Raw genomic sequence first — 24,763 nt, 5'->3', positions numbered from 1 at the left:
CATTTCAGCAAGATCCTGTCGGTGGTCATCATCGCGCTGGCGATCCTGATGCTGGTGATCGGCGTCACCCTGCACGACTTCGCGCTCGGCGAGGTCTTCCTCGCCGCGATCGGCTTCGCCGTCGCCGCCATCCCCGAGGGCCTGCCGGCGATCCTCACCATCACCCTCGCGCTCGGCGTGCAGCGCATGGCGCAGCGCAACGCCATCACCCGCAAGCTCACCGCGGTCGAGACCCTGGGCTCGGTCACGGTGATCTGCTCGGACAAGACCGGCACCCTGACCAAGAACGAGATGACGACGGTTCGTTTGGTGCTGCCGGATCGCGAGATCCAGGTGAGCGGTGCGGGTTATGCGCCCGACGGCGGCTTCGAGCAGGACGGCAGATCGCTGGATCCGCGTCGTGACGAGGGCCTGCTGGGCCTGGCGCGCTGCGCGCTCCTGTGCAACGACGCCCACCTGAGCCGCGACGATACGGGCGCTTGGACCCTGGTCGGCGATCCGACCGAAGGCGCGCTCATGGCCCTGGCGCTCAAGGCGGGTCTCGATCCGGTCGCGGAGAACGCCGAGCACCCGCGCGTCGACGAGATCCCCTTCGAGTCCGAGCATCGTTTCATGGCGACCCTGCATCATGATCATGCCGGTCATGCCTTTGTACTCATCAAGGGTGCGCCCGAAAGGGTTCTCGAGCTGTGTGCCGAGGATGCCGCCGGCCGGCCATTGGAGCGCGCGGCCTGGGAGGATGGCATGCTCGAGGCCGCGCGATCGGGTCAGCGTGTCTTGGCCTTGGCACGTCGCGAGGTCGCTGCGGGGGCGACGGCGCTCGACATGGACGACATCCAGCCCGGCTTCACCCTGCTCGGACTCGCCGGCATGATCGACCCGCCGCGACCCGAGGCGATCGCCGCGGTGGCGGAGTGCCAGGCCGCCGGAATCCGCGTGAAGATGATCACGGGCGACCACGCCGTGACGGCCGCGGCCATCGGGCGCGAGCTCGGTCTGTCCGGCGAGGATGCGCTCACGGGCGACGTGGTGGAGCGTCTGAGCGACGCGCAGCTGAGGCAGCGTGTCCAGGTGACCGACGTTATCGCCCGCGCCAGTCCCGAGCACANNATGACCGGCGACGGCGTGAACGATGCGCCTGCGCTCAAGTCCGCCGAGATCGGCGTCGCCATGGGCCATCGCGGGACCGACGCGGCCAAAGAGGCCTCCGACCTGGTCCTGACCGACGACAACTTCGCCAGCATCGCCCAAGCCGTTCGCGAGGGCCGGCGCGTCTTCGACAACATCAAGAAGTCGCTTGTGTTCATCCTGCCGACCAACGGGGCGCAGGCCGGGGTCATCCTGGTCGCGGTGCTCGCCGGCGTGGCCTTGCCGATCACCGCCAGCCAGATCCTCTGGGTCAACATGGTGACCGCCGTCACGCTGGCGTTGGCGCTGGCCTTCGAGCCGGCGGAGGAGGGCGTGATGCGCCGTCCGCCGCGACCTCCGAAAGAGCCGCTGATCACCCGGGTGATGCTCGTGCGCATCATCTTCGTCAGCCTGCTGATGATCGCTCTGACCTTCGGGGTCTACGAGTGGGAGCTGATGCGTGGCCAAAGCCTGGAGGTTGCCCGCACCGCGGCCGTGAACATGCTGGTCTTCGGCGAGCTGGTGTATCTGTTCAACGTGCGTCGATTCACCGCACCGACCATGGCCCGACACACCCTCTACGGGAATCCGGTCGCCTTCTGGGCCAGTCTCGTCCTGATCGGGCTGCAGCTCCTCTTCACCTATGCCCCGCCCATGCAGGCCGTCTTCCACACCGGCGGCTTGGATCTCGCGGCCTGGGGGCTGATCCTGGGTCTCTCGGTCTTCGCCTTCTTCGCGGTGGTGATCGAGAAGGGCATCCTGCGGCGTCTCGGCATCGAGCGCATGTAACCTGTCGTTGGTGCCGAGCGAGAGTAAGGCGCAACCAGCAGTCATTCCTTGACGTACACTTGTCGGGAACCAACGACGCAGTAGAATCCGACGACACCAGCCTGGAAAGCACAACCGGAGCAGGCCGATGAACCCCTTGCTGCATATCGACCCGGACTCCGGAGCGGAGTAAGGGCATTCGAGCTCGGCTTTCGCTGATCGGTGACGACGAAGAACCGATGCCGCCAGGGCCGAGGTCCGATCAGGTCTCGCGGTCGGCCACGCGCAACATCTCCTTGAGTCGTTCCAATTCCTCCCGGGCATGAATCTGCTCGGTCACGTCGTACTGGACGCCGAGGAAATAAATCAGCTTGCCTTGCCGATCGTACAAGGGACGAATGGAGAATCGGTTGTAGAACAGCGTTCCGTCCTTGCGATAGTTGCGCAGCGTGACCGTGGTCCGCTTGCGCTCGCGGATCGCCTCGCGAACCTTCTCCAACCCCTCTTGGTCGCGGTCTTGACCCTGGAGGATGCGGCAGTTGTGCCCGACGATCTCCTCGCGGCTGTAGCCCGTGATCAGCTCGAACGCCTCGTTGGCGTAAATGATCGGGTTGTCCTCTTGATCCGGATCCGAGAGCGTGATCCCGTTGATCGAGGTATCGAGGATCTGCGACAACACGAAGGGGATCAGGTCCGCATCTTTGTCGGCGACGAAATCCATGGCGTGCTCTTTGATATTGGTTCGAATTGCCAGAGGTTAGAGCCTTTCCGAACCAGCGGCAACAGGACCGGTCGGAATGCATTTCCGATCAACCACCAAACGCCGACCACCCGACGGCGAGACCGGCCAGGAGCAGCATCGCCAAGGCGATTTCCCACCGCATCAGCCTTGCCTCGGTCTGCCGCGCGAGCGCGCCGACAGATACACTCGACGCGGCTGCCGCGAGCGCGTCCAGGATGGCGTCGCGCCAGCCCGGCAGTCGGATCCGCACGATGCGGCGCAGTTGACCGCGCAGGGCGCGCATCCTCTCATGGAGCGAGCGCAGCGGGTTCGGCGACCAAGCGGTCGAATCGCGCGGGGGTCGATGCTCCGAGGCGAGCGACGCGAGCCAACCGATCGAGAGGGCTCCGACGAGAGCCGCGACCGCGACAGCCGAACTCAGGGACCAGGGGGGCGAATCGGCCTGAATCGGCGACCAAAGGCCCGTCGGGGGGTATCCGAGCAGGCTTGTCGCCGCACCGACGAGAGCGGGGACGAGGAGGTAGGCGCCGAGGAACATCCGGCTGCGCGGATGCCTTGACCGACTCGCGGTCGCCTCATGCCGCGCCATACCCGCGACAAGCCGACCGAGCAGCAGCGCGACCGCAATCGACGGCCAAGAAAGATCGATGACGGCAAGGGGTCCCGCACCCATCCAGACCGCGAAGATCGGCAGGGGCGCGAGCAGGACCAGCGCAATGGCGAGCCAGGCCATCGCCATGCGCAGCACGCGGTGTCGGGTCCGGTCGGCGTCATCCAGCAGCACCAGCGCCGCGAGCGCGAGACCGGATTGCAGCGCAAGCATCGGCAAGAGAGCCGCGATGGCGGCACCCGATTCGGGTCGTTGCAGCGCGGCCGCGAGCGCCCACAGCCATTGCGCCGTCAACGCCATCAGGACGCTGCCCGCAAGCGCCTGTTGTCCACTACTCCTCGAAAAGCCCGTGATCAGCGCATAGGCCGCCGTCGCGAAGGCCAACCAGTGGAGCGCCACGCCCATGGCCGTCCAGGAAAGCTCGCCCAACGGCAGAAGACGCAGCCAGCCGAGCAAACCGGCCGCGGCCGCGAAGGCGATCAGCGCGACGCGCACGGCCGGTGTCGTCGATCCGAACGCGGGCAACAGCCACAGATGCACACCGAGCACGCCGGCCTTCACCCCGAATCCGAGCGTCATCAGGGCCAGGACGAATGTTGGGTTGTCGAGCGCCGCGACCGCCCCGCGCAGGTCGGCGAAGGAGGTCCCGCCGGCCGCATGGGCGAGGATCAAGAACAGCTCGAACAGCAGCAGGTCACTGAGCACGAGCAGGATGACCAGCCGTCGGCCGGCCGTGCGCGCTGCGCGCGTCGCCACCTGCAGGGTCAGCGCGTAGACCGCATAGCCCGCCAGCGTCCCTGCGGCGAACCACAAGAGCCCGTCGTCCGCCAAGGCGAGGGCGAATCCGGCCCCCGCGGCGAGCAGCGCCGGCAAGGCCGAACGCCGTTCGCCGACATCGCCGGGTCGTCGACCGACCATCAGCGTGCCCGCGACCAGCCACAGCAGCGCCGTTGTCGCCAAAAAGACCCGTCCGGTCGCATCGAGCGCCAGCCCGCTCCCCAGGAGGGTCTCGGGCAGCGACAGCGTCAGATCCGGGACAAGCAGTGCAACAGCCAGCGCCGGCGCCGCCGACCAAGGTAGAAGCCGGATTGCCAACGGCCGTGCCGCGCGAATCGCCCACAGGGACGCGGCGAGGAAGGGCCAAACCAAGGCGAACAGCACTGCCGACTGAAGGAGTTCCGCGCTCACGGTCGCCTGAACTCCTGCTCCGCGATAAAGCGCGCCCATTCCAGCGGACTGAAGGGCATCGCCGCGAAGAGCCCGGCCAGGACGGCGGCCAGCGCCGTGATCAGGGGCGGCCACAAGAGTGCGCGTGCGGTCTCGCGACGCCCGAAGTCCCGCTCCTCCGGCCAGGTCGCGGGTGGCTCGCGGAACCAGGCGGCATGCAGGATCGGCAGGAAATAGGCGGCATTGAGCAGGCTGCTTGCCGCCAGGACCACCAGCACCCAATGTTGGCCCGCGTCCAGGGCGCCTAGGCCCAGATACCACTTGGTGATGAAGCCGGCCACCGGCGGTGCGCCGATCATCCCGAAGGCCGCAACCGTAAAGGCAGCCATGGTCCAGGGCATCCGGCGGCCCACCCCGTTCATCTCGCTGACCTTGTGGATTCCCAGGGTCTCGGCCAGATTCCCGGCGCAGAAGAAGAGCGTGATCTTCATGAGTCCCTGATGGACCAGATGCACCAGACCGCCGACGGTGGCGATGGGGCTGGCGATAGCGACGCCCAGGACGATGTAGGAGACCTGACTCACGGTCGAGAAGGCGAGTCGCCGTTTCAGATCATCCTGGAAGATGGCGCGCAGGGATCCGTAGATGATGGTCGCCGCGGCCAGAATGGCCAGCGGCAGCATGACCCCGAGCAGGGCCGAGAACTCGACCCCGAAGACCTCGTAGACCACCCGTACGATCCCGAAGGCGCCGGCCTTCACGACCGCGACCGCATGCAGCAAGGCGCTGACGGGCGCCGGGGCGACCATGGCCATCGGCAGCCAGGCATGCAGCGGGATCAGGGCGGCCTTCACACCGAGTCCGGTGATCAGAAAGACGAAGATGAGGATCAGGGCCGGATGATGCGACGAATCCAGCTCGGAGACGAACCCGCGGGGCGTGAACTCCAGCGTCCCGGTCAGGGTGTAGAGCCAGACGATCCCGAGCAGCATGAGAGCGCCGCCGCCGATCGTATAGGCCAGATAGACCTGACCGGCACGGCGCGCGACCTCGGTGCCGCGATGCACCACCAAGGGGTAGGTCGCCAGGGTCAGCATCTCGTAGAAGAGCAGGAAGGTCAGCATGTCGGCGGCCATGGCCACCCCGACGGTCGCGGTCACGCACAGGCTGAAGAACCCGAAGAAGCGGCTGCGATGCGGCGAGCCCTCCAGATAGCCGATGGCATAGATGGTCGTGACCAGCCACAGCAGGCTCGAGAGGACCAGGAAGAGCAGCGCCAGCGGTCCGGCGCGCAGGGCCAGATCCAATCCAGGCAGAAAGGTGATGCGGATCTCGTAGGTGTGCCCGTGGGCGACGCCCCAGAGCATGACCCCCACCAGCGCGAGCTTGGTCAAGGCCCCCGCCAGGTTGAGCCTGGTGCGCAAACGCACGCGCGACTCGTCCAGACCGAAGATCAGAAGACCCGGCACCAGAGAGCTGCAGAGGACCAGGAGCGGAACCCAGGCGTTCAAGGTCATGGCGCCGCGAGCTCCGTCCGGATCCGGAAGGGGTTGCCGATCTCGAACAAGGCGAGTGGCTGGGAGACGATCAACCCCATCAGCACCGCGGCTACGGCCAGTGCGAAGGCGACCCACTCCATCGTTGCCGGTACCGGCTGGGCCTGATGCGGATTTTCGGACTGGGTGAAGGCATAGCCGACAACCTTGAAGACATAGGTTGCCGCCAAAACGCCGCCGAGGATGATGACGATCGCCCAGCCCCAGCGGCCCTGCGTCAACGCCGACTCCAGCAACAACCATTTGCCGACGAAGCCGCCGCTCGGCGGCAGCCCCATGATGCTGACCCCGGCCAAGGCAAAGGCCGCCATGCTCAGCGGCAGTCGCTGCACGACCCGATCCAGGTCCGCAATCCGATCATGTCCGCCAAAACGCAGCAAATTCCCTGCAACCAGGAACATCGCCGCCTTCGCTAAGGCATGGGAGAGGGCGAGATAGAGCACACCGCTCCAGGCCATGATCCCGCTCCCGACGGCCAGCGGAAAGGCCAGAAACAGATAGCCGATCTGGGCCACGGTCGAATAGGCGATCAGGAGCTTCAGCCGCGTCTGAACCAGGGCTTGAATCGAGCCCCAAAGAATGGCCGCTGCGCCGAGCAGACCCAGCAGTGTCGCGACCCCGCCGGCGATCTCGCCGAAGAGCTCGACCCAAAAGCGCACGAGCAGATAGAAAGAGCCCTTGACCACGAGCGCGGAGAGCGCCGCACTGACCGGTGCTGCCGCGCTCGCATGCGCCGGGGGCAGCCAGAAGTGCAGCGGGAAGAGTGCCGTCTTGAGCATCAGGCCGGCGCTCATCAGGCCCATCGCGGCCCACGCGGCCGGCTCCGCGTCAATCCGCTCGGCCAGCAGTGCGATGTCGACCGTCCCGTAGGCGTGGTAAAGCAGTGCGACCCCGAGCAGATAGGCGAGCGATCCGAGCAGGCTGACCAACAGATAGCGCATCGCCCCGACCAGCGCATCCGCACCGCCCACAATCGCCGTGAGCGCCACCGCCGAGAGACCCAGGATCTCCAGCGTCACATAGAGATTGAAGATGTCGGCCGAGAGGAAGAGCGCATTGAGCGCCGTCAACAGGAGCAGCCAGAGTGGCCAGAAGGCCTGCCCCCGGGCGGGTGTGCCCCGGAAACAGGCGGCGGCGTAAAGGCTGATGCCGAGACCGACGACGGCGGTCATGAGCAACATCGCGATGCTCAACCCGTCCGCGTAGAGATCGACGCCCAAGGGCGCACCCCAGCCGCCCACCGCAAGGCGCTGCGGGCCGTCGGCGATCAGCTCGGGAACCTGGAGGATCACGGCTCCGAGGAGTGCAGCGACACTGAGCAGTCCGATCGGGCTCGCCCACCGTCGTATGACGAACGCGAGCAGTGCGCCGATCAGGGGCACCAGGATGGGCGCGGTCAGTCCGCTTTGGATCAATACAGCCGTATCCATCGGCTCAGCGCTCGGTCTCGTCGGGCAAGCGGGCGCTCCCGGTTGCTCCCGCGACACGCAGCATGAGGCTGAGCGCCAAGGCCGTGGCGGCGACCGCCACCACGATCCCGGTGATCACCATCGCGTGGGGCACCGGATCCGGGATCCCCGACGGCGTGCGACCTGCCAGTCCGGCAAGGACCAGGAAGACCCCGCTGCCCATCACGTTGAACGCCAGGATCTTACGCAGCAAGTGGGCGTGCACGATCAAGGCATGCAGACCGAGCACGAAGAGTCCGAGCCCCGTCAGTGCATAGAAGACCGCCGGCGTCATGGATGCTCCTCCGGGCGTCCGCCGAGAAAGAGTGCCGCCAGGGTCGCGCCGATGGAGAGGCTGGCGATCGCCTCGATCAGCAGGATGAGTGCGCCGGACCACTCGAGCGGATAGTCCAGCCAAACCGCTCCGAAGAAGAGCGAGACCAGGCCCACGAGGATAAAGACCAGCACGCCGGACACCAGGATCAGCCGAAGCGGCCAGCCCGCCAGCGCGATCGGCAACCGCCAGCCCGTGAGGGTCAGAACCACGCCGGCCGCACCGAGCACCGTACCCGCCTGGAAGGCCCCGCCGGAGGATGCACTCCCGGCCCACAAGAGATAGCCGGCGACCATGACCATCAAGGGCGCATAGAGTCGGCTCAGCCGATCCAGCATGGTGCCGGGCCGCCGATCGGCGAAGGGCGACCCCTCGGCCAAGGACCAAACGCTGGCTAAAGCCAACAGCAAGACGACCATCTCGAGCAGGGTGTCGTAGCCACGGAAGTCGAGCAGCACGGCCGTGACCGGATGCGTCACCCCGGTGTCGGCCATCGCTGCCTCGACCTGTGCGGACAGCCCGGGCGATTCGGACGGGAGCGAGAGGACGGCGAGCGCGAGTCCGCCGAATATCGAGACCAGCAACCCGATCAGCAGCAGATGCCCGGCGCGTGCGCCCAACCCCATCGGTGTCACGTCAGAACGCCGCATCGGCGAAGGAGGTCATGGCTCGGCATCTCGGCGTTCCTTCGATTGAGTGTTCTCTGCTGGGCCCGACTCCGCGCGGTCGTCCTCGCGTGCCGGAACCGGCAGCCGGGCCAGTGCGGCGAGCAGCAAGGCGCCGGTCAAGCCCGCACCGATGGCCGCTTCGGCCAGCGCGATATCCGGGGCGTCGAGCCGGACCCAGACCAGCGCCAGGGTCAGACCGAAGCCGACGAAGAGGACCACGGCTTCCAGCAACCGTGGGCTCGACAGGGCCCGCGTTGCGAGCCAGAGGAGCAGAAGTGCGAGCAGGCCATCGATCGCCCAAGCGACCTGTCCGATCAAGTCCATGGCGCGATCACGTCCATGGCCCGATCCCGCGGCGCAGCGCCGCACGCGCGACCAGATGGCAGGCAAATGCCGAGGCGACCAGAACCAAGAGCCAAATGAGAGCCAGCTTGCCCACCGCAGCAAATGACTCCGCCTGTGCCGCAAGCCCGGCCACGATCAGCCCAAGTCCAAGGTTGTCGGCCTTGGTCAGGGCATGCAGACGGGTGTAGACATCGGGGAAGCGCAGCAGCCCCACCGTACCGGCGAGGAAGAAGACTCCGCCGAGGATCAGCAAGCCGGCCGAGACGATATCGACGACTTCAAGGATCGACATGGCTGTCCTCCCCCTCGCCTCCCCAACTCCGACGCACGAAGGCAACCATGGTGACAGCGGCCAGAAGGGCGAACACCAGGGCCACATCCCGCACTGCGGGATGGCCGGATGCCTCCGCGAGCAGCAGCAGGACCGCGACGGCCGTGGTGCCGAACAGCTGGGCCGCGAGCATCCGATCCGCCGGCGTTGGTCCGCGCAGGATGCGCCAAAGACCGGCGGCCAGCGTGAGGATCAAGACGAGTGCAAGTACGAGATACACTAGGATCATGAGGTCTCGGCGCGAGTGCTCGGCTGCGTGCTCAGCCCGATCCGAAAGAGCGCGGCGACCTTCATTTCCAAGGCTGCCAGATCCGCTTCGCTCGAAGTACGCTGATCCAAAGCGTGGACAAAGAGACTATTCCGAACGATCTCGGCGCTCAAGGTTCCCGGCAGAAGGCTGATCACGGCTGTCATGAAGACACGCGCCCGACCCGGCGGAAGACGTAGCCGATAGGTCAGCATGCCGGGCGCGATGGGGAGGCTCGGTGCACAGGCGCGCCAGGCGACATCCACCCCGCCGCGCAGCGACCACCAGAGGAAAAAGGGAACGAAGCGAATAAATCCGACTGCGGACCAGGGCACCGGACGCGATAAAGCCAGACTCAGTGCGGTGGCCAGCGCGACGAAGAGAGCGCCGAGCGACCAGGAGCCGGGCTGTCCCTCCGTCAAGACCCACCACAGCAGCGAGAAGAGCGCGAGACGCAGCGCCACGGTTCGTGCAATCGGCAGTGGCCCTTGTAGTCGCATCAGTTTCTCCCGGCCCCGGCCTTGAGCCCGTTCCAGAGACCCTCGGCGGCGGCGAACGACGGACAGAATGCCATGATCACGAGGAGCTTGGTCAGGGGTTTGAATGTCTGCATGGTTTGAAGGATAACCTCAGGAGCGCATGATGCACACCTTGAGCGGCTCGGCCGTCTCGCCATCGCCCGCGATCCGGCGGCGTTCTTGATCGGATGCGAGGCACGTGCTAAACGTGCTGCACGTCAGTCACGTGCAACCGAGATTGTTCATCGAATGAAACAAAATATAACCCTGTCGATTGACCAGGCCCTGTTGACGAAATTGCGCGTCATCGCCGCGCAGCGATCGACATCCGTCTCGCGGATGCTCGCGGATGAGCTGTCTACCATCGTCGAGCAAGCGGAACACTATGAGCAGGCCAAGCGCGCTGCACTCGACGCCTTGGAGACCGGTTTTCATCTGGGTGGAAAACCAGTCGCTCGGGACGAGCTCCATGAGCGTTAAGCATTTCATCGACACCAATGTCCTGATCTATGCCCATGATCGAGATGCCGGCCACAAGCGCGAACGAGCCGCCCTGCTCCTCCGAGGACTCTGGGGTTCCAAAGCCGGTGTGCTCAGTATTCAGGTTCTGCAGGAATTCTTCGTCAACGTCACGCGTAAAATTCCGCAGCCGCTATCGCCGGCAGCGGCACGGGGTCTGATCGGCGCCTATGGTGTCTGGCAAATCGAGATACCGACGGTCACGACGGTTCTTCATGCCACGGAGATTCAAGGACGTCATCAGTTGTCCTTTTGGGATGCGATGATCGTGGCGACGGCATTGAGCGGCGGTGCGGAAGTCCTGCTCTCGGAAGACCTGAGCCACGGGCAGGTCATCGAGGGGGTTCGAGTGGAGAATCCTTTTCTGCATTGATCGGCGTGCCGTTCTTCAGCGTGTGTTCCGCCGCGCCTTCGAGCGTTCGCAGGATCGACACGCGCGCCGCCTGTTCGCAGCTGAAGCTCGCCGGCCGCCGATGTATACTGCGCGACCGGCGACCCCCTCCGTTCTACCCCCGATTCGATTCGATATGGCAAAAAAGCAGAAGCGACCTTCAGTCAAGGCCCGTCAGCAGACCTGCGCGGTCACGCCCGAATCGGCACGTGCCGATCTCGATAGCGGGCGCTTTCGCGAGGCGATGGCGGGCTACAAGGAGCTGCTCAAGAATGCCCCGACGGGCGAAGACAGGGATGGATTGCGGATCGGGCTTGCCGATGCCTACGAGGGGCGCGCGCGCCAGCTCGGCGCCAAAGGCATGCACAAGGAGGCGCTGGTGATGTGGGAGAACCGCGCCGCGCTGGGGGCGCTCCCGGTACATCCGGATCATGCGGTTTGCCTGCTCCGTCTGGGTCGTGTCGCTCAGGTCATGCCGATGCTGAACGACGTCTACTTGAAGGCCGATCCCGAGTCCAGAGCGCTGTTGCTCGGCCACCTGGCGGCCCAGATGCTCGCCGGCACCGCCGGGATTGCCGAAGCCCTGCCCGCCGATGACCCCATCCGTGTCCAAGCGACCGTCGCCGAGGAGGCCCTCGATGCCTATTGTGTCGGCAACGATCAGGCGCTCGCGCAGGCGCTGAAGGCGATCCCGTTCCGTTCGCCTTATCGCGATCTGGTTCAGATCCTCAAGGCACTGAGCCGTCTCGACCCCGCCGCGCGCGATCATCGGGGCGACTGGACCGAGGAGGTGCGCAACGAGGCGGCCAAGCTCCTGGACCGCGTCGAGGACAATTCGGGCTTCGCCCGGTTGCGCGATGCCGCACGTCTGGCACTCCTCTCGGAGAACGAGCTGGCGCCGAAACTCCGCGATATGGGCACGGCGACACGTGATCTGGTCTTCTCTCTGCGCGGTTGGCCCGCCGAGCGTGCGATCCTCTGGAACGAGTTGCAGACGCTCGGCAATGCGCCGCAGCCGAAAGAGCTTCTGCGTCTGATGTTTCGGCATCGCCGGGCGCTCGGCGACGCCTGGGTCCATGAGCGAGGATTGCGTCTGCTCTTGCCCAAGCCGCAGACCGGCGCGAAATGGTGGATCGAGGCCGGCGGCAAGCCGCTGCGCAAGATCGACGGATACCTGCTGGATGCCTGGGAAAGCGAGGCGGAATCCGATCCTTGGAAGGTCGTCACCTACTGGCAGGATTACGCGGACCTCATGGCGGATGCCGCCGAGCCTCGCGTCGAGCCGGGCAGCGATGCCGCGTTGCGGATCGCGCTCGTGCTGCGTCGTCCAGAAACCCTCTTTAAAATCCTCGAGCGGATGGAGCCGGATCCCGACCCGGAATCCTTACCGGGAACCATTGCGGCCGACCTGGAATCCAGCCTCGAGCACGACCCGGACGACCGATCTACCTATTTGGCTTTGATTGCCTACTATCTGCGCGGCGGCAAGGCACTCAAGGGCGCCCGCAACATCCTCAAGCGCGCCCAAGAGCGCTGGCCGACCGACAAAGCGGTTCTGACCGCCGCCATGGATACCGCGATCGCGAGCGGGGCCTTCAACAAGGCCGCGACCATCGCCGCCGACATCCTGGCGGTGGATCCGATCAACAGCGGGGTGCGCGAACGGCTGGTGGAGGCGCATCTCGCGCATGCCCGCAAGAATTTAAGGGTTAAGCGAGCGGACTTGGCCATGCGTGCGCTGGCCTTAGCCGAGAAGTGGAGCCGCACCGAGCGCACGCGCGAACGCTTGGAACTGGTGCGCGGTCTGGCCGAGCTGCTCGCGTTCGATCCGCAGGGCGAGGGACGTTTGCAGGCACTGGCCGAGAGTCTCGGCAATGGATTGGCTGCCCGCCTCATCCTCCTGCTGGAGGCCGGCGCCTGCGGTATTCCCGGCGCCCGGCTGCTGAAGCAGCTTGGACTCGCCAAGGCATCGACGCCCGACGCGGCGGACCTGCGTGCCTTCTTCGCGCGCGTCCGGGCGCATCTGGATACGGGCGCAAAGCTCCCGAGCGAGGTCGGCCGCGAGCTGAAGGGGCCGCTCAAGCAGACGGCCCGCCTCAAGCTCGATCAGGGCGAGATGGAGTCGATCTGCGAAACCCTGCGCCGCACCGACATGCACGACGTGCGGCTGGCCTTCGCGGAGGCCGCCTTGAAGCGCTGGCGCGGCGAGCCGGTCTTCGAGCTCCATGCGTTCGAGGCCCGTCACCGCGGTGTCGTGCCCTGGAATATCCCGATGCACGAGACCCTGCGCTTGGAGCAGGCGCTCGAGCGCGCGCGCGACAACGGCGACTCCCGTCTGGTGCATCGGATCATCGAGGTCCTGAGCGGACCTTCCCTGCCCTTCGGTGGACCGCCGCGCGGTGGCTTCGGTGGCGGCTTCAACGAAGACGAATGGGATGACGAAGACGACGACATCGACGACGGCGACATGGCCCAGAGGTCGATCTCGCTCTTAGCCGACATGATTCGCACCCTCGGGCCGAGCGGCTTCCGCGCCCTGTTGCAGATGCCGGGTCCGGTCGGCGAATCGATGCGCGCGATCGAGCGCGATCTCGGCAAGGAGGCATTGGACCTATTGATCAATGCCTTGGCGGCCGACATGAATACCAAGGGTCTGCCCTTCCCGGATTCGGGCGATTTCAACCCCGGGCCGTCTCCGAGCACCCGCAAACGCAATCGCGCCAAACGAAAGCGCCGCTGAGCCGGCCGATGCGGAGTCTCCGGGGACAACCGAACCTCGACAACTTGAACCGCGCCCCCCGCGGACGCCGCTTGCCCGAACAAGATTGAAACCAAACCACAACACCGCATGCCCCGCCGGACGCGGTTCAACAACCATCGGACCCTGATCGCATGACCGACCCCTTTCTCATCCTCGGCGTCCCCTTCGATGCGGACGACGCCGCCATCGAAGCGGCCTATCTCGCCGGTCTGCGCCGCGCCTCTCCCGAGCGCGATCCGGCCGGTTTCGAGGCGCTGCGCGGGGCCTACGAGAAGATCCGCACGCGTCGTGATCGCCTCGCTTATGCACTCTTCGATCAGACCCCGCCGACCACGGCCGACATCCTGGCGAAGGCCGCACCGTTGGGCGAGCCGAGACGCCCGAAGCGGGCAACGCTGACGGCGTTGGCGCGCGGCGAGGTCTGACGCATGGAGGACGCTAAGGCGGCATTGCTCGAGCGTTTCCGGGCCTATCTGGAGGAAGAGCCGGGCGCGCGCGAGGGCTCGGATGCGGGCATCGAGGACACGGACGAGACCGACGCGCCCGACCTCTTTACACTGCTCGCCGAGCTGGCCGCGCTCAAGAACGAGGTCAAGCTTGAGTCGCGTCAGGTCAAGACGGCGCTCGAGCAGTTCCGCGATCTCTTCGACAGCCTCCGGCAGGCGAACGAGCACCTGTCCGCCGAGCTTTCTCGACGTCAGCAGGATGCCCGCGACATCGCCCTGAACGCCGAACGCGACATCCTGCTCGAGCTGATCGAGCTGCGTGACCGCCTGCGGGACGGCCGCGGTCAGGCCGCCGCCTATCGGCCGAATTGGCTTGCGCACGCCAGCGGTGCGGCCGAGTTCATCACGGGTATGACGCAAGGCTTGAGTATGAATCTGCGCCGTCTCGACGAGACTCTGGATCGGCGCGAGGTGCGCCCGATCCAGACCGTCGGGCGGCCCTTCGATCCGCGGATCATGCGTGCACTCGAGGTCGGGCGCGATCCCGCCCTGCCGATCGGCACGGTGCTCGCGGAACTGCGTACCGGTTATCGGCGCGGCGAGTCGCTCTTGCGTCTCGCCGACGTCATCGTCAACAAATTCGAGGACCATCCCCAGTGAGCGACATCATCATCGGCATCGATCTCGGCACCACCAACTCCGAGGTCGCGGTGGTCGAGGAGGGTCGTGTCCGACTCATCCCGGTCGACGGCAGCCCCATCCTGCCCTCCGTGGTCGGGATCGCGGACGACGGCGCCCTCTTGGTCGGTCAGAGCGCGCGCAACCAATACATCCTGGCCCCGGAGCGCACCATCCGCTCGGTCAAACGGCGCATGGGCGAGGACACCCTCATCGAGATGGGTGCGCAGCGCTACAGCCCGCAGGAGATCTCGGCGCTCATTCTCGGACGGCTCAAGCGCGCCGCCGAGTCCGATCTGGGCCAACCGGTGACCAAGGCGGTCATCACGGTCCCGGCCTACTTCTCGGATGCGCAGCGCCAGGCGACACGCGACGCCGGCGAGCTCGCCGGGCTCGAGGTCGTGCGCATCATCAACGAGCCGACGGCCGCCGCACTCGCCTACGAGGTCGATCATCACGAGCCCAAGACCATTCTGGTCTACGACCTGGGAGGCGGCACCTTCGACGTGTCGGTCGTGCGCCTCGCCAAGGAGGTCACCGAGGTCCTGTCGAGCCACGGCAACAACCAGCTCGGCGGCGACGACTTCGACGGCAAGATCCTGGATCACTTGGTCGGGTATCTGAAGGAGCAGGGCACGGACCCGAGCATGAACCGCGTCGCCATGGCACGTCTGACCCGCGCGGCGGAAACGGCGAAGATCGCGCTCAGCGACGCCCCCTTCGTGCGTATCGACGAGGAATATCTGCTCGAGCACCAGGGCAAACCGGTCAATCTGTCTCTGGAGATCTCGCGCGACGACTACGAGGCGATGATCGCGCCCTACATCGACGAGACCATGGACGCGGTGCATACCGCGCTCGAAGGGGCCGGCTTGGGCATCGAGGACCTCAGCGAGGTCTTGCTGGTCGGCGGCGCAACCCGCACCCCTTTGATCCAGCAGCGTCTCGAAGAGCTGCTGCGGATGCAGCCGCGCAGCGAGGTCGACCCGGATCTGTGCGTGGCGAGCGGTGCGGCCATCCAGGCGGCCGTCATCGGCGGTCAGCGCGTCTCGCGCGTGCTGGTGGACGTGACCCCCTATACCTTCGGGACCAGCGCGCTGGGCGAGCTCAACGGCGACTTTTATCCCTTCGTCTATATCCCTCTGATCCGCAAGAACACCCCCATCCCGGTGACCAAGAGCGAGGCCTTCTCCACCATCGAGGACGGCCAGCCCGCGATCGACGTGCGCGTCTACCAAGGCGAGGACCCGGATGCGCTCAACAACACCGAGATCGGCGCTTTCCGCATCGAGGGACTGAGCGACGCGCCGGCCGGCAACGTCATCGTCACCACCTTCTCGCTCGACGTGAACGGTATCCTCAAGGTGACCTCGCGCGAGAAGCGCACCGGGCTCGAGCAGCGCATCGTCATCGACAACGCCACCGCCCGCTTCGAGCAGGACACCATGGCCGCCGCACGCGCACGCATCGGCGCACTCATCGACGGCGACTTCAACACCGAGCCGAGCGATGGGCCGGAGAACATCGGGGAGAGCGTCACGGCGAGTGCCGAGCGGCGCGACAGCGTTCAGGCCACGGCCCTGATCGAAAAGGCCGAGCGCCTCATGGAGACCGCCAATGCCGAAGACCGCGAAGATCTGGTGAACCTCATCGAGACGCTGCGCGATGCGGTCGCGGCGCATGACGATGTCGCCATCCACGAGGCGATGGACGGGCTCTCCGATCTCATCTTCTATCTGGAATCTTGAGTCCGGCGCGGCGAGTCGTATGGACCGTTGCCCCAATTGTCGCGCCCGTCTCCACGGCTCCGAGCAGTGTCGCCGCTGCGGGCTGGAGCTGACGCTGTTGCAGGCGGTCGATCGGGCCGGCGATGCCGCCGTCGCGCGCGCGATCCGTTGTCTCGTTGAAGACGATCGGATCGGCGCCATCCGCGACCTGACGCAGGCGCGGGCCTTGTCCGGGGGGGCGTTCGTCTCCGCCTTGCTCGCCTTTGCCCGTTCGACACCCTCTGCCGAGTCTGCCCATGACACTACAACAGGCCCTCTGGCTCCTGACGGCCGAGCAACTGAAACAGCGCCGCAACCTGTTGTTGAGCGGGAACCGCTCGACTCGGAAAGCGGATATGGTCGAGGCGATCTCGCATGAGCTCCTGTCGGCGGATCTGAGCCAGTACCGGGCGAGACTCTCCGAGCTCGAGCAAAACGCCGTCGCCGAGAGCGTGCATCGCTGGGGTGGATTCTTCGACCGCGACGGCTTCAAGGCAGGATACGGCTCGGTTCCGAAGGCCTTCGCACCGGTGGCCTATTCCTATTCCTTTTTGCGGCCCGAGCGTGGCCGCCAGGAGCAGCCTTCGCTGCTGCCGCTCTTTTTCTACGACGGATCGATCCCCGAGGATCTGCGCAAGCGATTGGCGTCGATCGTCGCGGTGCCGAAGCCGCACGAGATCACGAGCTTCGCCGACGACGATCTGCCGACGAGTATTGCCTCGGCGATCATCCCGGGACCCGAAGAGGCAGCCTCCGAGCCGCTCCGGCGTCTCGCCACCGAGACCCTGATCCATCACGACCTGCCGGGCGTGCTGCGCCTGATCGGTCAGGGCCGCATCAGCGTCGGCGCCAAGACGGGGCTGCCGAGCAGCGCCTCCATGACCAAACTGGAGAGCGTCCTGCTCGGCGGTGACTGGTACAACGCGGACGACGACCTGGGCGAGCCACGCTCGGCCGGCGGTCCGATCCGGCCGAGCGGCTGGTGCTGGAGCAGATCGCCAAGCCGCTCTCGGCAACCCTCTGGCACCTGGATCCCGATGCCGTGCTGCGGCACAGCGCCGACCCCGGCGAGCGAGGACGCATCCGAGCCTTCATCGAGTCCTCGACCCACGAGACCCTGCCGGCCGAGGTCGGTCAACTGCTGCGCGACGTCGAGGAGCGGGCCACCGCGCTCGCCGATGCCGGGCCGGCTCGGCTCATCAAGTGCCGTGATCCCGCCATCGCGGTCATGTTGACCTCCGACCCCGTCACGGCCCCGCGCTGTGTGCCGATGTCACCGACCCCGTCGAGCCCGTGTATCGGCTGCTCGGCGAGTTGACGGCGGTCTTGGCCGGACAGCGTCGGGTCGACGAGTGCGCCTGGCTGGAGCAACGCCTCGGGTTGCGCGGTGCCTTCGTGCTCCTGTTCCAGTCCCTGATGCTGCATTGGCTCGGCGAGCGGCCGGCACCCGAGGCGCTCGACGTGCTCGCCGGCTGGGCGGCGAAGGCGCATCAGGCCGGGTACCTCTGGTACGCCCACGAGGCATCGGCACTGCTGAATGCCTTCGGTTTCGAAGGCGAGCGCCCGCAGCTCGGCGCGCCGCCGGACGCTCTGGCGTCGATGACCGATCTGCTCGCACGCAAGGCGACCTGGGAGATCGCACTCGACGCACTCAAGGGACTCGGCGCCTATGCCGCACCCGGTACCGACACCACCGAGGGCGCCGATCGGCGCATAGCCTGGCAGATCGGCTTCGTCAAGACGCACGCCATGCTGGAGCCGCGCGAGTAGAAGCGCATGAAGCGGGGCGGTTGGACGAGCGGGCGTGCCGTGTCCCTTCAGAAGCTGGTCGAAGAGCCGGAGAGCTTCGCCTATCTGACCCCGCAGGACCGCGAGATCTGCGCCTGTATCCTGGGGCCCGGCGGCCTGAAGATCCCCCGAGACGCGGAGGCGCGACTGCTCGAAGGGCTGGCCGCCGTGGCCCCGATGGTCACCGTCCATTCGGATATCGCCGGGGACGCCGGCGCCGCCGAGACCATGGCCGCCGATGCCCGACCGCACCTGCACCTGAGCCCCTTCGCTGCCGGTCCGAGCCTCGAGCTGCGGATGCACCCGTTCGGCGACAGCGGTCCGCAGCTCCTGCCGGGGCAGGGGCGGGCGACCTTGCTCACCGAGATCGAAGGGCGCGCCGTACGCTGTACCCGCGATCTCGAGGGCGAGCGTACCGCGGCCCGCGAGGTGCTCGACGCCTGTCCCGCGCTCCGCGACAACGCGTCCTGGAGCTGGTCGCTCGACGACCTGGAAACGGCGCTGACGACGCTCGAGCAGCTGCATGCGCTCGGCGAGGCGGTCGTTCTGGATTGGCCCGAAGGCAAGCGGATCGGACTGACTCCCGAGATGCAGATGGCCCAACTGCGCGTCAAGATCGAGCAGGAGGGCGACTGGCTCGATCTGCAGGGCGAGATCCGGCTCGACAGCGGTCGGATCCTCCTCATGCAGGAGCTGCTGGATCTGGCGGCTGCCGCGAAGGGGCGGTTTATCCCGCTCGGCGAGCGCGCCTTCCTGGTCCTCAGTCAGGCGTTGCGGCGCAAGCTCGATGGCCTGCGCGGTCTGACCGACAACGGCCGCTTCCACCCGCTCGCCGCACCGGCTATCGCCGAGGCGATCGACGGCATGACGCTCGATGCAGACAAGGCCTGGCAGTCCCTGCTCGATCGCCTCGCCGCCGTCGAGGAGCTGGAGCCCGAGATCCCCTCCACGCTGCAGGCCGAGCTGCGCGACTATCAGGTCGAGGGCTACCGCTGGCTCACCCGGCTCGCGCATTGGGGCGCCGGCGCCTGTCTCGCCGACGACATGGGTCTCGGCAAGACGCTCCAGGCGTTGGCCCTGATCCTGTCGCGCGCCCCCAAGGGTCCGACCCTGGTGTTGGCGCCGACCTCGGTCTGCGGCAACTGGATCGACGAGGCCGGTCGTTTCGCGCCCACCCTACAGCCGCGCCGCTTCGGTTCCGGTGATCGGGCCGCCATGTTGGACGCCGCCGGCCGCTTCGATCTGATCATCTGCAGCTCGGGGCTGCTCGGCTCGCTGGAGACCTTCAACCGTCGCTTCGCCATCCCGATCGAGCAGAACAAGGACGCGGGCGCGCGGCAGCGTCTGCGTCAAGTCCTGCGCCGTGCCTGCTGCCATCCGCGTCTGGCACTCCCCGACAGCGACCTGTCGAGCGCCAAGCTGGATGCCTTCAACGAGATCCTCGACGAGCTTCTGGAGAATCGTCACAAGGCCCTGGTCTTCAGCCAGTTCGTCGACCACCTCTCACTGATCCGCGCCCATCTCGATGCCCGCGGCATCCGCTACCAATATCTCGACGGCTCCACCCCGGAACCCCAGCGCCGTGCTGCCGTCGCCGCCTTTCAGGCCGGCGAGGGCGAGCTCTTTCTGATCAGCCTGCGCGCCGGCGGCGTCGGTCTGCATCTCACCGCCGCGGACTATGTGATCCACATGGATCCTTGGTGGAATCCCGCCGTCGAGGATCAGGCCTCCGACCGCGCCCACCGGATCGGACAGCAGCGTCCGGTCACCGTCTACCGACTGGTCGCCAAGGATACGATCGAGGAGCGGATCCTGGCGCTGCATGCCGCCAAGCGTGATTTGGCGGATGGGTTGCTCGAGGGCAGCGAGGGCGGGGGGCGGTTGAGTTATGCGGATATGTTGGCGTTGGTGCGCGGCTAAATCGCGTCTCGCGGTCAACCGCGTGGTTTGAGTAGCGGGCGGGGTCGGAGCGGGGCGATATCTCGGAGGGGACGCGATTTAGGATAATAGAAACAGGAGTTTCGCGCAGGGAGCAGGGCGTAGGGGCGACTTCAGTCGCCCAGCCCTCCTCAAACGACGCAGAGCGGCTGAAGCCGCCCGATGCGCTCGAAAAGCTAACCGGCCGACTTGGGAATGCGGATCTTCTGTCCGGGATAGATCAGGTTCGCGTCCTTGATGACCTCCCGGTTGGCCTCGAAGATGCGGGGGTAGGCGTTGGCATCGCCGTAGTATTTCTTGGCGATGGCCGAGAGCGTGTCGCCTTTCTCGATCGTGTAGAAGTCGACCTCTACGGTCTGGGGCGGCGCGGTCAGCTGGTCGGCCTTGACCTCGGCGACGCCCTTGACGTTGCCGGCCATGAGTACGGCCTTCTCCATCGCCTCCGGGCTCTCTGCCTCGCCGGTCAGCGAGACCACGCCGTTGTCGTAATTCACGCTCAATCCCTTGATCCCGGGGTTGTCCCGCTCGATCTCCGCCTTGATCTTGTCGCTGGCTTCTGCTTCGTTGCCGAAGAGCTTCTTGCCGATGTCTTTTGCGAAATCGAAGAGTCCCATGGTGTCCTCCGGTGGTTTGTAACGCCTTGACCGCCAATGCAGCAAGGCTAAAACTAGCACACGCAAAGACGCCCGGCCATTCATTGCGCACCTGCGCTGTCGATGACCTTCACCACAGTCCAAGACCGGCGGATCCGCCGGCCTTGCGGAGGACACCATGAGCACGACAGAGACCGCTGCCGTCGCGAGCGCGACCCCGATGCAGTATCTGGACAAGGCCATGAACGGCCTTCACGACCTGGGACTGCTCCCGGCCGAGGGCGATCGACAGGCCGACCCGATCATTGCGCTCTTGAACCAGATCTCGACCCTCGACGAAGGGCGCGTCGCCGCCATCGCGCGCACACTCAGCCAGGCGTCACTCTTCAACGACGTCGTTCGCCGGCAGGTCCAGGCGATGGAGATCGGCAGCCGCTACGAGGACATCACCAACGCCTTCAACAGCATCCGCGACGATGCCAAGACGATGGTGGATCAGATCGAGGACGGTAAGCTCGACACCTTCGAGCGCATGAGCAACGTCTGGATGAAGGTCACGCGCGGCGACATCGCCGCCCGTTTCGACAAGATCAAGACGAGCTATCTGGATGTGACCGCCTCCACCGACGACCAGATTCGGCGCGAGCATGCGATCCTCGAAGCCTATCAAGACTTCCGCGGCGCGCTGAAGCAGTCCGAGGTGCTGGCGCTCGAAGTCCTCAAGACCGCGCAGGGTCGGCTGGACGCGGCGAAGGCTGCGCTGGCCCAGGCCATGACGCAGGTCGAGGCGAATGCCTCCGCCGAGCCCGCCGAGCGCGCACGCGACGAGCTGGCCCGCGACGAGCAGGTGCGCGCACTGCAGCTCGAAGAGAAGCGCTATCAGATCGCCAAGGATCTGTCGGACAACCTGACCATCTCCTACAACACCTCCGAGGTGGTCATGGCGCGTCTGCTCCAGACGACCAACGCCAAGGAGCGCGTCTATGCTCAGGCCGTGAGCTTCTTCAGCACCAACGAGGTCGTCCTGACCGCGCTCACCGCATCCTTCACCGGGATGTTCGGGCTGCACGAGGGCACGCAAACGGTGGAGGCGATGAAGGAAGGCGTGAGTCAGTCGCTCGAGGTCCTGGCCGATATCGGCGGCAAGGTCCAGGAAGCGGCGGTTCGGGCCGGCTACGGGCCGACCGTGCGCGCCGACGCGGTCAAGAAGCTGGTCGACTCCGTGGTGACCTGGCAGACCCGATCGCACGAGATCATCGAGGAGATGCGTGCCCAAAGCACCCGCAACGCCGAAGAGATCCGCGACGCGGTGGAGGAGGGCAAGCGCAAGCTCGCGCGCCTCGCCGAGGAGGGCAAGGGTCTCGAGCTCAAGGTCGACGCATGAGCACCGATAAGGCCGTCGACAGCGGCGTGCGGCCGGTCGGTGCCGCGGCGGCGCAAGCCGCGGTTGCCGGCAGCACGCATCCGCTCGACGAGGTCATGCTCGCGATGGATGTCGTGGATACGCTGCGACGCCGCGAGCGTCTTGTGAAGACCGAGCTCGACGACCTCGGTCGCGAGGAGGATCTCAAGGAGCGTCTGCGCAAGATCTACACGGCTCAGGGTATCGATGTGCCGGACCATGTGATCGAGCAGGGCGTGGCCGCGCTCAAGGAAGGGCGCTTCACCTACGTCCCGCCGCCGCGCTCGTTCGCGACCCGGCTTGCCCGGATCTATGTCAACCGCGGCGACTGGGGTAAGTGGGTCGGCGGGATCCTGGGCATCATGATCCTCGCCGCAGTCATCCACTATGTCTCCTTCGTCGCGCCGGATGCCGCCTTGCCGGATGACTTGGTGCGCGTCCATTCCGAGGCGATCGCGCTGGCCGGAAACGACCGAGCTCGCGAGACGTTGGAGCGCTATCTCGGTGCGGGCCAGTCCGCCCTGCGCAACGACGACACCGAAGGCGCACGCCTCGCGCTGCGCGAGCTGGAGACAGCCCGGACGATCTTGGGGCAGGAGTACAGCCTACGCATCGTCAACCGTCCAGGCGAGCGGAGCGGTGTCTGGCGCATCCCGGATGTCAACAGCGGGGCACGCAACTATTACATACTGGTCGAGGCCGTGGATCCGACCGGGCGGGTGCTCCGCGTGCCGATCCTCAACGAAGAGACCCGGGAGATGGAGACCGTCGCCATCTGGGGTCTTCGCGTGGACGAGGAGACCTTCAATGCCGTTGCACGCGACAAGCGGGACGACGGCATCCTCGAGCGCGAGCGTTTCGGCTACAAGGCGCGCGGCGAGCTGGTTCCGCGTTACGACATGCGCACGACCGGCGGGGCCATCACAAAATGGTAACTCCCGGTCCCTTGATTGATCGAGCACGCCGCGATGCGGCTCGGTACACCTGCACGGCAGACGCCGCTCACTCTGGAGACCGCGCATGATGTCCGGCAGACAAACCCTCGGCGAGATCGATCGGGCGGTCGACGAGGCTCGCGCCCGGGTCGCGGCGGTCGAGGCACAGGTCGAGGCCGCCGAGCAGCAACTGCAGGCGCAACGCCGCGGGCAGCTCGAAGACTACAAGGCGCTCGCCCGGCTTCGCGTCGGACTGCTTGCCGACGCTGCGTTGCTCAAACACCTGGACCAATCCGAGCGAGAGGTCGCAGCACTTCTGGCTCAACGCGAGACCGCGCTGACACTGCTCAAGGAGCAGATCCAGTTTGCGGAAGCCGCACTGCGCACCCTGGAGGCGGAGCGCAACGAGCAGGCGGCTCGGGTCGATTCCGCGGTTCAGGCTGCGGACGCTGCCGAGGCCCGCACCCAGTCCCGGCTCGCCGGGGATAACGCCTACATGGCCCGGCGGGAACGTGCGACCGAGGTCGAGCGCAAGGCCGCGCACGCCGCCGAGAAGGCCGACCGCAGCGAAGCGGAACGCGAAGAGAAGGGCGTCTCTTACCGAGAAGATCCGCTCTTCATGTACCTCTGGAAACGCCGCTACGGCCAGCCCGACGACAGGGCATGGGCGCTGACCCGGTGGCTCGACGGCAAGGTCGCCCGTCTGATCGGCTATGCCGACGCCGGTGCGAACTATGCCCGCCTCAACGAGATCCCGGAGCGCCTGCGCGAGCACGCCGCGGCGCTCGCGAGTGCCGCCGAGGCGGAGCTTGCCGGCCTGAAGGCACTCGATGAAGCCGCACGGATCGAGGACGGTATACCGGCCCTGGACGCGGCGATCGTCGAGGCGCAGGCGGCACTCGATGCCGTGGACCGGCGTATCGCCCAAGCGCAGAGCGATCTTCAGGGGCTCGAGGTGCGCAAGGCCTTTTATGCCGCCGGGCAGGATGAATACAGCGCAAAGGCGCTCGAGCTGGTGACCTCCGAGCTGCAGCGCGATGACCTGATGGAGCTGCGTCGCGAGGCGCTGGCCACCCCATTCCCGGAAGACGACCTGATCGTCGCCCGGCTGTTGGAGCGCGAGGACGAGCGGCGCCGGTACGATGGTGCACTCGAGACGCTGCGCGAGTCGCTCGTACAGGCCCGGCAGCGGCTCGACGAGGTCGAGACCTTGCGGACGGACTTCAAGCGCAACCGCTACGACCGTGCCGATTCCCAATTCGGGGACGCGGCCATGATCGCTATGATGCTCGGGCAGTTCCTGAGCGGCGCCCTGGACCGACGCAACCTCTGGCGCGTCATGCAGGAGCAGCAGCGCTATCGCCCGGAGCGCTCCGACCCCGGCTTCGGCTCCGGCGCCTTCGGTCGCGGTACGGTCTGGGGAGGCGGTCTCGGCGATGCGCGTCGTCCGGGCGACATCTTCGGCGGCTTGGGCCGCGGGAGCGCCGGTCGCACCGGCGGCGGCGCGGCCGGGAAGCGCGGCGGGAGCAGCGGCGGCTTTCGCACCGGCGGAGGCTTCTGATGGCGTTCGTGCGGCGACGCCCTTAAGTCGGCCCGGTGTCGCGCCGTCTCGGATCGTTGCGCTGACGGGGTCGCGTCCTGCTCGAGCGCATCCTCCTCATCGTCCTGCCCCTGTTCGCCGTGG

General features: G+C 66.5%; 24 protein-coding genes. 13 read left to right on the top strand and 11 right to left on the bottom strand.

What is annotated here, in order from left to right; genetic code table 11:
* The first annotated feature begins 12 nt into the window (after positions 1 to 12).
* Complete coding sequence (locus B4N44_RS13140) at positions 13 to 1,917, top strand: HAD-IC family P-type ATPase (protein ID WP_422664315.1); 1,905 nt, start codon at positions 13 to 15, stop codon at positions 1,915 to 1,917.
* A gap of 241 nt (positions 1,918 to 2,158) precedes the next feature.
* Here the strand turns inward: B4N44_RS13140 and B4N44_RS13135 are convergent, their stop codons facing one another.
* From B4N44_RS13135 to B4N44_RS13090, 10 genes are all read right to left on the bottom strand, one after another.
* Positions 2,159 to 2,617: a PAS domain-containing protein gene (locus B4N44_RS13135; protein WP_296701544.1), complete on the bottom strand. Its 459-nt coding sequence runs from the start codon at positions 2,615 to 2,617 to the stop codon at positions 2,159 to 2,161.
* 88 nt (positions 2,618 to 2,705) lie between these two features.
* Positions 2,706 to 4,436, bottom strand: a complete 1,731-nt coding sequence (locus tag B4N44_RS13130) for a proton-conducting transporter membrane subunit (protein ID WP_296701542.1) — start codon at positions 4,434 to 4,436, stop codon at positions 2,706 to 2,708.
* Entirely contained in the window at positions 4,433 to 5,932 is a 1,500-nt protein-coding gene (locus B4N44_RS13125) for a proton-conducting transporter membrane subunit (RefSeq protein WP_296701540.1), read from the bottom strand. The genes B4N44_RS13130 and B4N44_RS13125 overlap by 4 nt, the downstream gene beginning before the upstream one ends.
* A complete protein-coding gene (locus tag B4N44_RS13120) occupies positions 5,929 to 7,401 on the bottom strand; it encodes a complex I subunit 5 family protein (protein WP_296701538.1) in 1,473 nt (490 codons plus the stop codon). The genes B4N44_RS13125 and B4N44_RS13120 overlap by 4 nt, the downstream gene beginning before the upstream one ends.
* Positions 7,402 to 7,405: 4 nt before the next feature.
* Positions 7,406 to 7,714, bottom strand: coding sequence for an NADH-quinone oxidoreductase subunit K (locus B4N44_RS13115; RefSeq protein WP_296701535.1), 309 nt, complete (start codon positions 7,712 to 7,714; stop codon positions 7,406 to 7,408).
* The gene (locus B4N44_RS13110; RefSeq protein ID WP_296701533.1) at positions 7,711 to 8,403 is read right to left on the bottom strand and encodes an MnhB domain-containing protein; all 693 of its coding nucleotides are present in this window, start codon (positions 8,401 to 8,403) and stop codon (positions 7,711 to 7,713) included. The genes B4N44_RS13115 and B4N44_RS13110 overlap by 4 nt, the downstream gene beginning before the upstream one ends.
* Before the next feature lie 12 nt (positions 8,404 to 8,415).
* Positions 8,416 to 8,745, bottom strand: a complete 330-nt coding sequence (locus tag B4N44_RS13105) for a Na(+)/H(+) antiporter subunit B (RefSeq protein ID WP_296701531.1) — start codon at positions 8,743 to 8,745, stop codon at positions 8,416 to 8,418.
* Between the two features lie 7 nt (positions 8,746 to 8,752).
* Positions 8,753 to 9,058, bottom strand: a complete 306-nt coding sequence (gene mnhG, locus B4N44_RS13100; RefSeq protein ID WP_296701529.1) for a monovalent cation/H(+) antiporter subunit G — start codon at positions 9,056 to 9,058, stop codon at positions 8,753 to 8,755.
* Entirely contained in the window at positions 9,045 to 9,326 is a 282-nt protein-coding gene (locus B4N44_RS13095) for a monovalent cation/H+ antiporter complex subunit F (protein ID WP_296701527.1), read from the bottom strand. The genes mnhG and B4N44_RS13095 overlap by 14 nt, the downstream gene beginning before the upstream one ends.
* The gene (locus tag B4N44_RS13090; protein WP_296701524.1) at positions 9,323 to 9,844 is read right to left on the bottom strand and encodes a Na+/H+ antiporter subunit E; all 522 of its coding nucleotides are present in this window, start codon (positions 9,842 to 9,844) and stop codon (positions 9,323 to 9,325) included. Before B4N44_RS13090 ends, B4N44_RS13095 begins: the two co-directional genes overlap by 4 nt.
* A 267-nt stretch (positions 9,845 to 10,111) precedes the next feature.
* On the opposite strand from B4N44_RS13090, the gene B4N44_RS13085 reads away from it, so the two are divergent.
* The 9 genes from B4N44_RS13085 to B4N44_RS13045 all read left to right on the top strand — a co-directional run bounded on the left by B4N44_RS13085 (position 10,112) and on the right by B4N44_RS13045 (position 20,131).
* Complete coding sequence (locus B4N44_RS13085; protein ID WP_296701522.1) at positions 10,112 to 10,342, top strand: hypothetical protein; 231 nt, start codon at positions 10,112 to 10,114, stop codon at positions 10,340 to 10,342.
* Entirely contained in the window at positions 10,332 to 10,754 is a 423-nt protein-coding gene (locus B4N44_RS13080; RefSeq protein ID WP_296701520.1) for a PIN domain-containing protein, read from the top strand. The genes B4N44_RS13085 and B4N44_RS13080 overlap by 11 nt, the downstream gene beginning before the upstream one ends.
* A gap of 154 nt (positions 10,755 to 10,908) precedes the next feature.
* Complete coding sequence (locus B4N44_RS13075; protein WP_296701518.1) at positions 10,909 to 13,512, top strand: hypothetical protein; 2,604 nt, start codon at positions 10,909 to 10,911, stop codon at positions 13,510 to 13,512.
* 152 nt (positions 13,513 to 13,664) lie between these two features.
* Complete coding sequence (locus tag B4N44_RS13070; RefSeq protein ID WP_296701516.1) at positions 13,665 to 13,958, top strand: molecular chaperone DnaJ; 294 nt, start codon at positions 13,665 to 13,667, stop codon at positions 13,956 to 13,958.
* Between the two features lie 3 nt (positions 13,959 to 13,961).
* Complete coding sequence (locus B4N44_RS13065) at positions 13,962 to 14,639, top strand: nucleotide exchange factor GrpE (protein ID WP_296701514.1); 678 nt, start codon at positions 13,962 to 13,964, stop codon at positions 14,637 to 14,639.
* Positions 14,636 to 16,405, top strand: a complete 1,770-nt coding sequence (locus B4N44_RS13060) for an Hsp70 family protein (RefSeq protein ID WP_296701512.1) — start codon at positions 14,636 to 14,638, stop codon at positions 16,403 to 16,405. Before B4N44_RS13065 ends, B4N44_RS13060 begins: the two co-directional genes overlap by 4 nt.
* A gap of 275 nt (positions 16,406 to 16,680) precedes the next feature.
* Positions 16,681 to 17,658 (top strand): hypothetical protein, encoded by a 978-nt coding sequence (locus B4N44_RS13055; protein ID WP_296701511.1) that lies wholly within the window; start codon positions 16,681 to 16,683, stop codon positions 17,656 to 17,658.
* Between the two features lie 58 nt (positions 17,659 to 17,716).
* Positions 17,717 to 18,193, top strand: coding sequence for a hypothetical protein (locus tag B4N44_RS13050; RefSeq protein WP_296701509.1), 477 nt, complete (start codon positions 17,717 to 17,719; stop codon positions 18,191 to 18,193).
* 39 nt (positions 18,194 to 18,232) lie between these two features.
* A complete protein-coding gene (locus B4N44_RS13045; protein WP_296701507.1) occupies positions 18,233 to 20,131 on the top strand; it encodes a DEAD/DEAH box helicase in 1,899 nt (632 codons plus the stop codon).
* 194 nt (positions 20,132 to 20,325) lie between these two features.
* Here B4N44_RS13045 and lysM read toward each other — a convergent pair whose 3' ends face one another.
* Positions 20,326 to 20,763 carry a peptidoglycan-binding protein LysM gene (gene lysM, locus B4N44_RS13040; RefSeq protein ID WP_296701506.1) on the bottom strand — a complete coding sequence of 146 codons (438 nt, stop codon included), beginning with the start codon at positions 20,761 to 20,763 and terminating at the stop codon, positions 20,326 to 20,328.
* Positions 20,764 to 20,920: 157 nt separating this feature from the next.
* On the opposite strand from lysM, the gene B4N44_RS13035 reads away from it, so the two are divergent.
* The 3 genes from B4N44_RS13035 (at position 20,921) to B4N44_RS13025 (ending at position 24,640) form a co-directional block, all read left to right on the top strand.
* On the top strand, positions 20,921 to 22,126 hold the full coding sequence (locus tag B4N44_RS13035; RefSeq protein ID WP_296701504.1) for a cell surface protein: 1,206 nt from the start codon (positions 20,921 to 20,923) through the stop codon (positions 22,124 to 22,126).
* Positions 22,123 to 23,079 carry a DUF6384 family protein gene (locus B4N44_RS13030; RefSeq protein ID WP_296701502.1) on the top strand — a complete coding sequence of 319 codons (957 nt, stop codon included), beginning with the start codon at positions 22,123 to 22,125 and terminating at the stop codon, positions 23,077 to 23,079. The genes B4N44_RS13035 and B4N44_RS13030 overlap by 4 nt, the downstream gene beginning before the upstream one ends.
* 85 nt (positions 23,080 to 23,164) lie before the next feature.
* A complete protein-coding gene (locus tag B4N44_RS13025) occupies positions 23,165 to 24,640 on the top strand; it encodes a hypothetical protein (RefSeq protein ID WP_296701500.1) in 1,476 nt (491 codons plus the stop codon).
* Positions 24,641 to 24,763 lie beyond the last annotated feature (123 nt).

Origin of the sequence: Thiocapsa sp. UBA6158 (genome assembly GCF_002423035.1) — a bacterium.
In the GTDB taxonomy this organism is placed as follows: Bacteria; Pseudomonadota; Gammaproteobacteria; order Chromatiales; family Chromatiaceae; genus Thiocapsa.
The sequence above is the reverse complement of the archived record's forward strand: the minus strand, read 5'-3'. Positions and strand labels throughout refer to the sequence as shown.

Bases quoted from the DNA above. Each gene is read 5' to 3' on its own strand.
- B4N44_RS13135 (WP_296701544.1), bottom strand. From the start codon at position 2,617: ATGGATTTCGTCGCCGACAAAGATGCGGACCTGATCCCCTTCGTGTTG.
- B4N44_RS13125 (WP_296701540.1), bottom strand. From the start codon at position 5,932: ATGACCTTGAACGCCTGGGTTCCGCTCCTGGTCCTCTGCAGCTCTCTG.
- B4N44_RS13120 (WP_296701538.1), bottom strand. From the start codon at position 7,401: ATGGATACGGCTGTATTGATCCAAAGCGGACTGACCGCGCCCATCCTG.
- B4N44_RS13115 (WP_296701535.1), bottom strand. From the start codon at position 7,714: ATGACGCCGGCGGTCTTCTATGCACTGACGGGGCTCGGACTCTTCGTG.
- B4N44_RS13110 (WP_296701533.1), bottom strand. From the start codon at position 8,403: ATGCGGCGTTCTGACGTGACACCGATGGGGTTGGGCGCACGCGCCGGG.
- B4N44_RS13105 (WP_296701531.1), bottom strand. From the start codon at position 8,745: ATGGACTTGATCGGACAGGTCGCTTGGGCGATCGATGGCCTGCTCGCA.
- mnhG (WP_296701529.1), bottom strand. From the start codon at position 9,058: ATGTCGATCCTTGAAGTCGTCGATATCGTCTCGGCCGGCTTGCTGATC.
- B4N44_RS13095 (WP_296701527.1), bottom strand. From the start codon at position 9,326: ATGATCCTAGTGTATCTCGTACTTGCACTCGTCTTGATCCTCACGCTG.
- B4N44_RS13090 (WP_296701524.1), bottom strand. From the start codon at position 9,844: ATGCGACTACAAGGGCCACTGCCGATTGCACGAACCGTGGCGCTGCGT.
- B4N44_RS13085 (WP_296701522.1), top strand. From the start codon at position 10,112: ATGAAACAAAATATAACCCTGTCGATTGACCAGGCCCTGTTGACGAAA.
- B4N44_RS13080 (WP_296701520.1), top strand. From the start codon at position 10,332: ATGAGCGTTAAGCATTTCATCGACACCAATGTCCTGATCTATGCCCAT.
- B4N44_RS13075 (WP_296701518.1), top strand. From the start codon at position 10,909: ATGGCAAAAAAGCAGAAGCGACCTTCAGTCAAGGCCCGTCAGCAGACC.
- B4N44_RS13070 (WP_296701516.1), top strand. From the start codon at position 13,665: ATGACCGACCCCTTTCTCATCCTCGGCGTCCCCTTCGATGCGGACGAC.
- B4N44_RS13065 (WP_296701514.1), top strand. From the start codon at position 13,962: ATGGAGGACGCTAAGGCGGCATTGCTCGAGCGTTTCCGGGCCTATCTG.
- B4N44_RS13055 (WP_296701511.1), top strand. From the start codon at position 16,681: ATGACACTACAACAGGCCCTCTGGCTCCTGACGGCCGAGCAACTGAAA.
- lysM (WP_296701506.1), bottom strand. From the start codon at position 20,763: ATGGGACTCTTCGATTTCGCAAAAGACATCGGCAAGAAGCTCTTCGGC.
- B4N44_RS13035 (WP_296701504.1), top strand. From the start codon at position 20,921: ATGAGCACGACAGAGACCGCTGCCGTCGCGAGCGCGACCCCGATGCAG.
- B4N44_RS13030 (WP_296701502.1), top strand. From the start codon at position 22,123: ATGAGCACCGATAAGGCCGTCGACAGCGGCGTGCGGCCGGTCGGTGCC.
- B4N44_RS13025 (WP_296701500.1), top strand. From the start codon at position 23,165: ATGATGTCCGGCAGACAAACCCTCGGCGAGATCGATCGGGCGGTCGAC.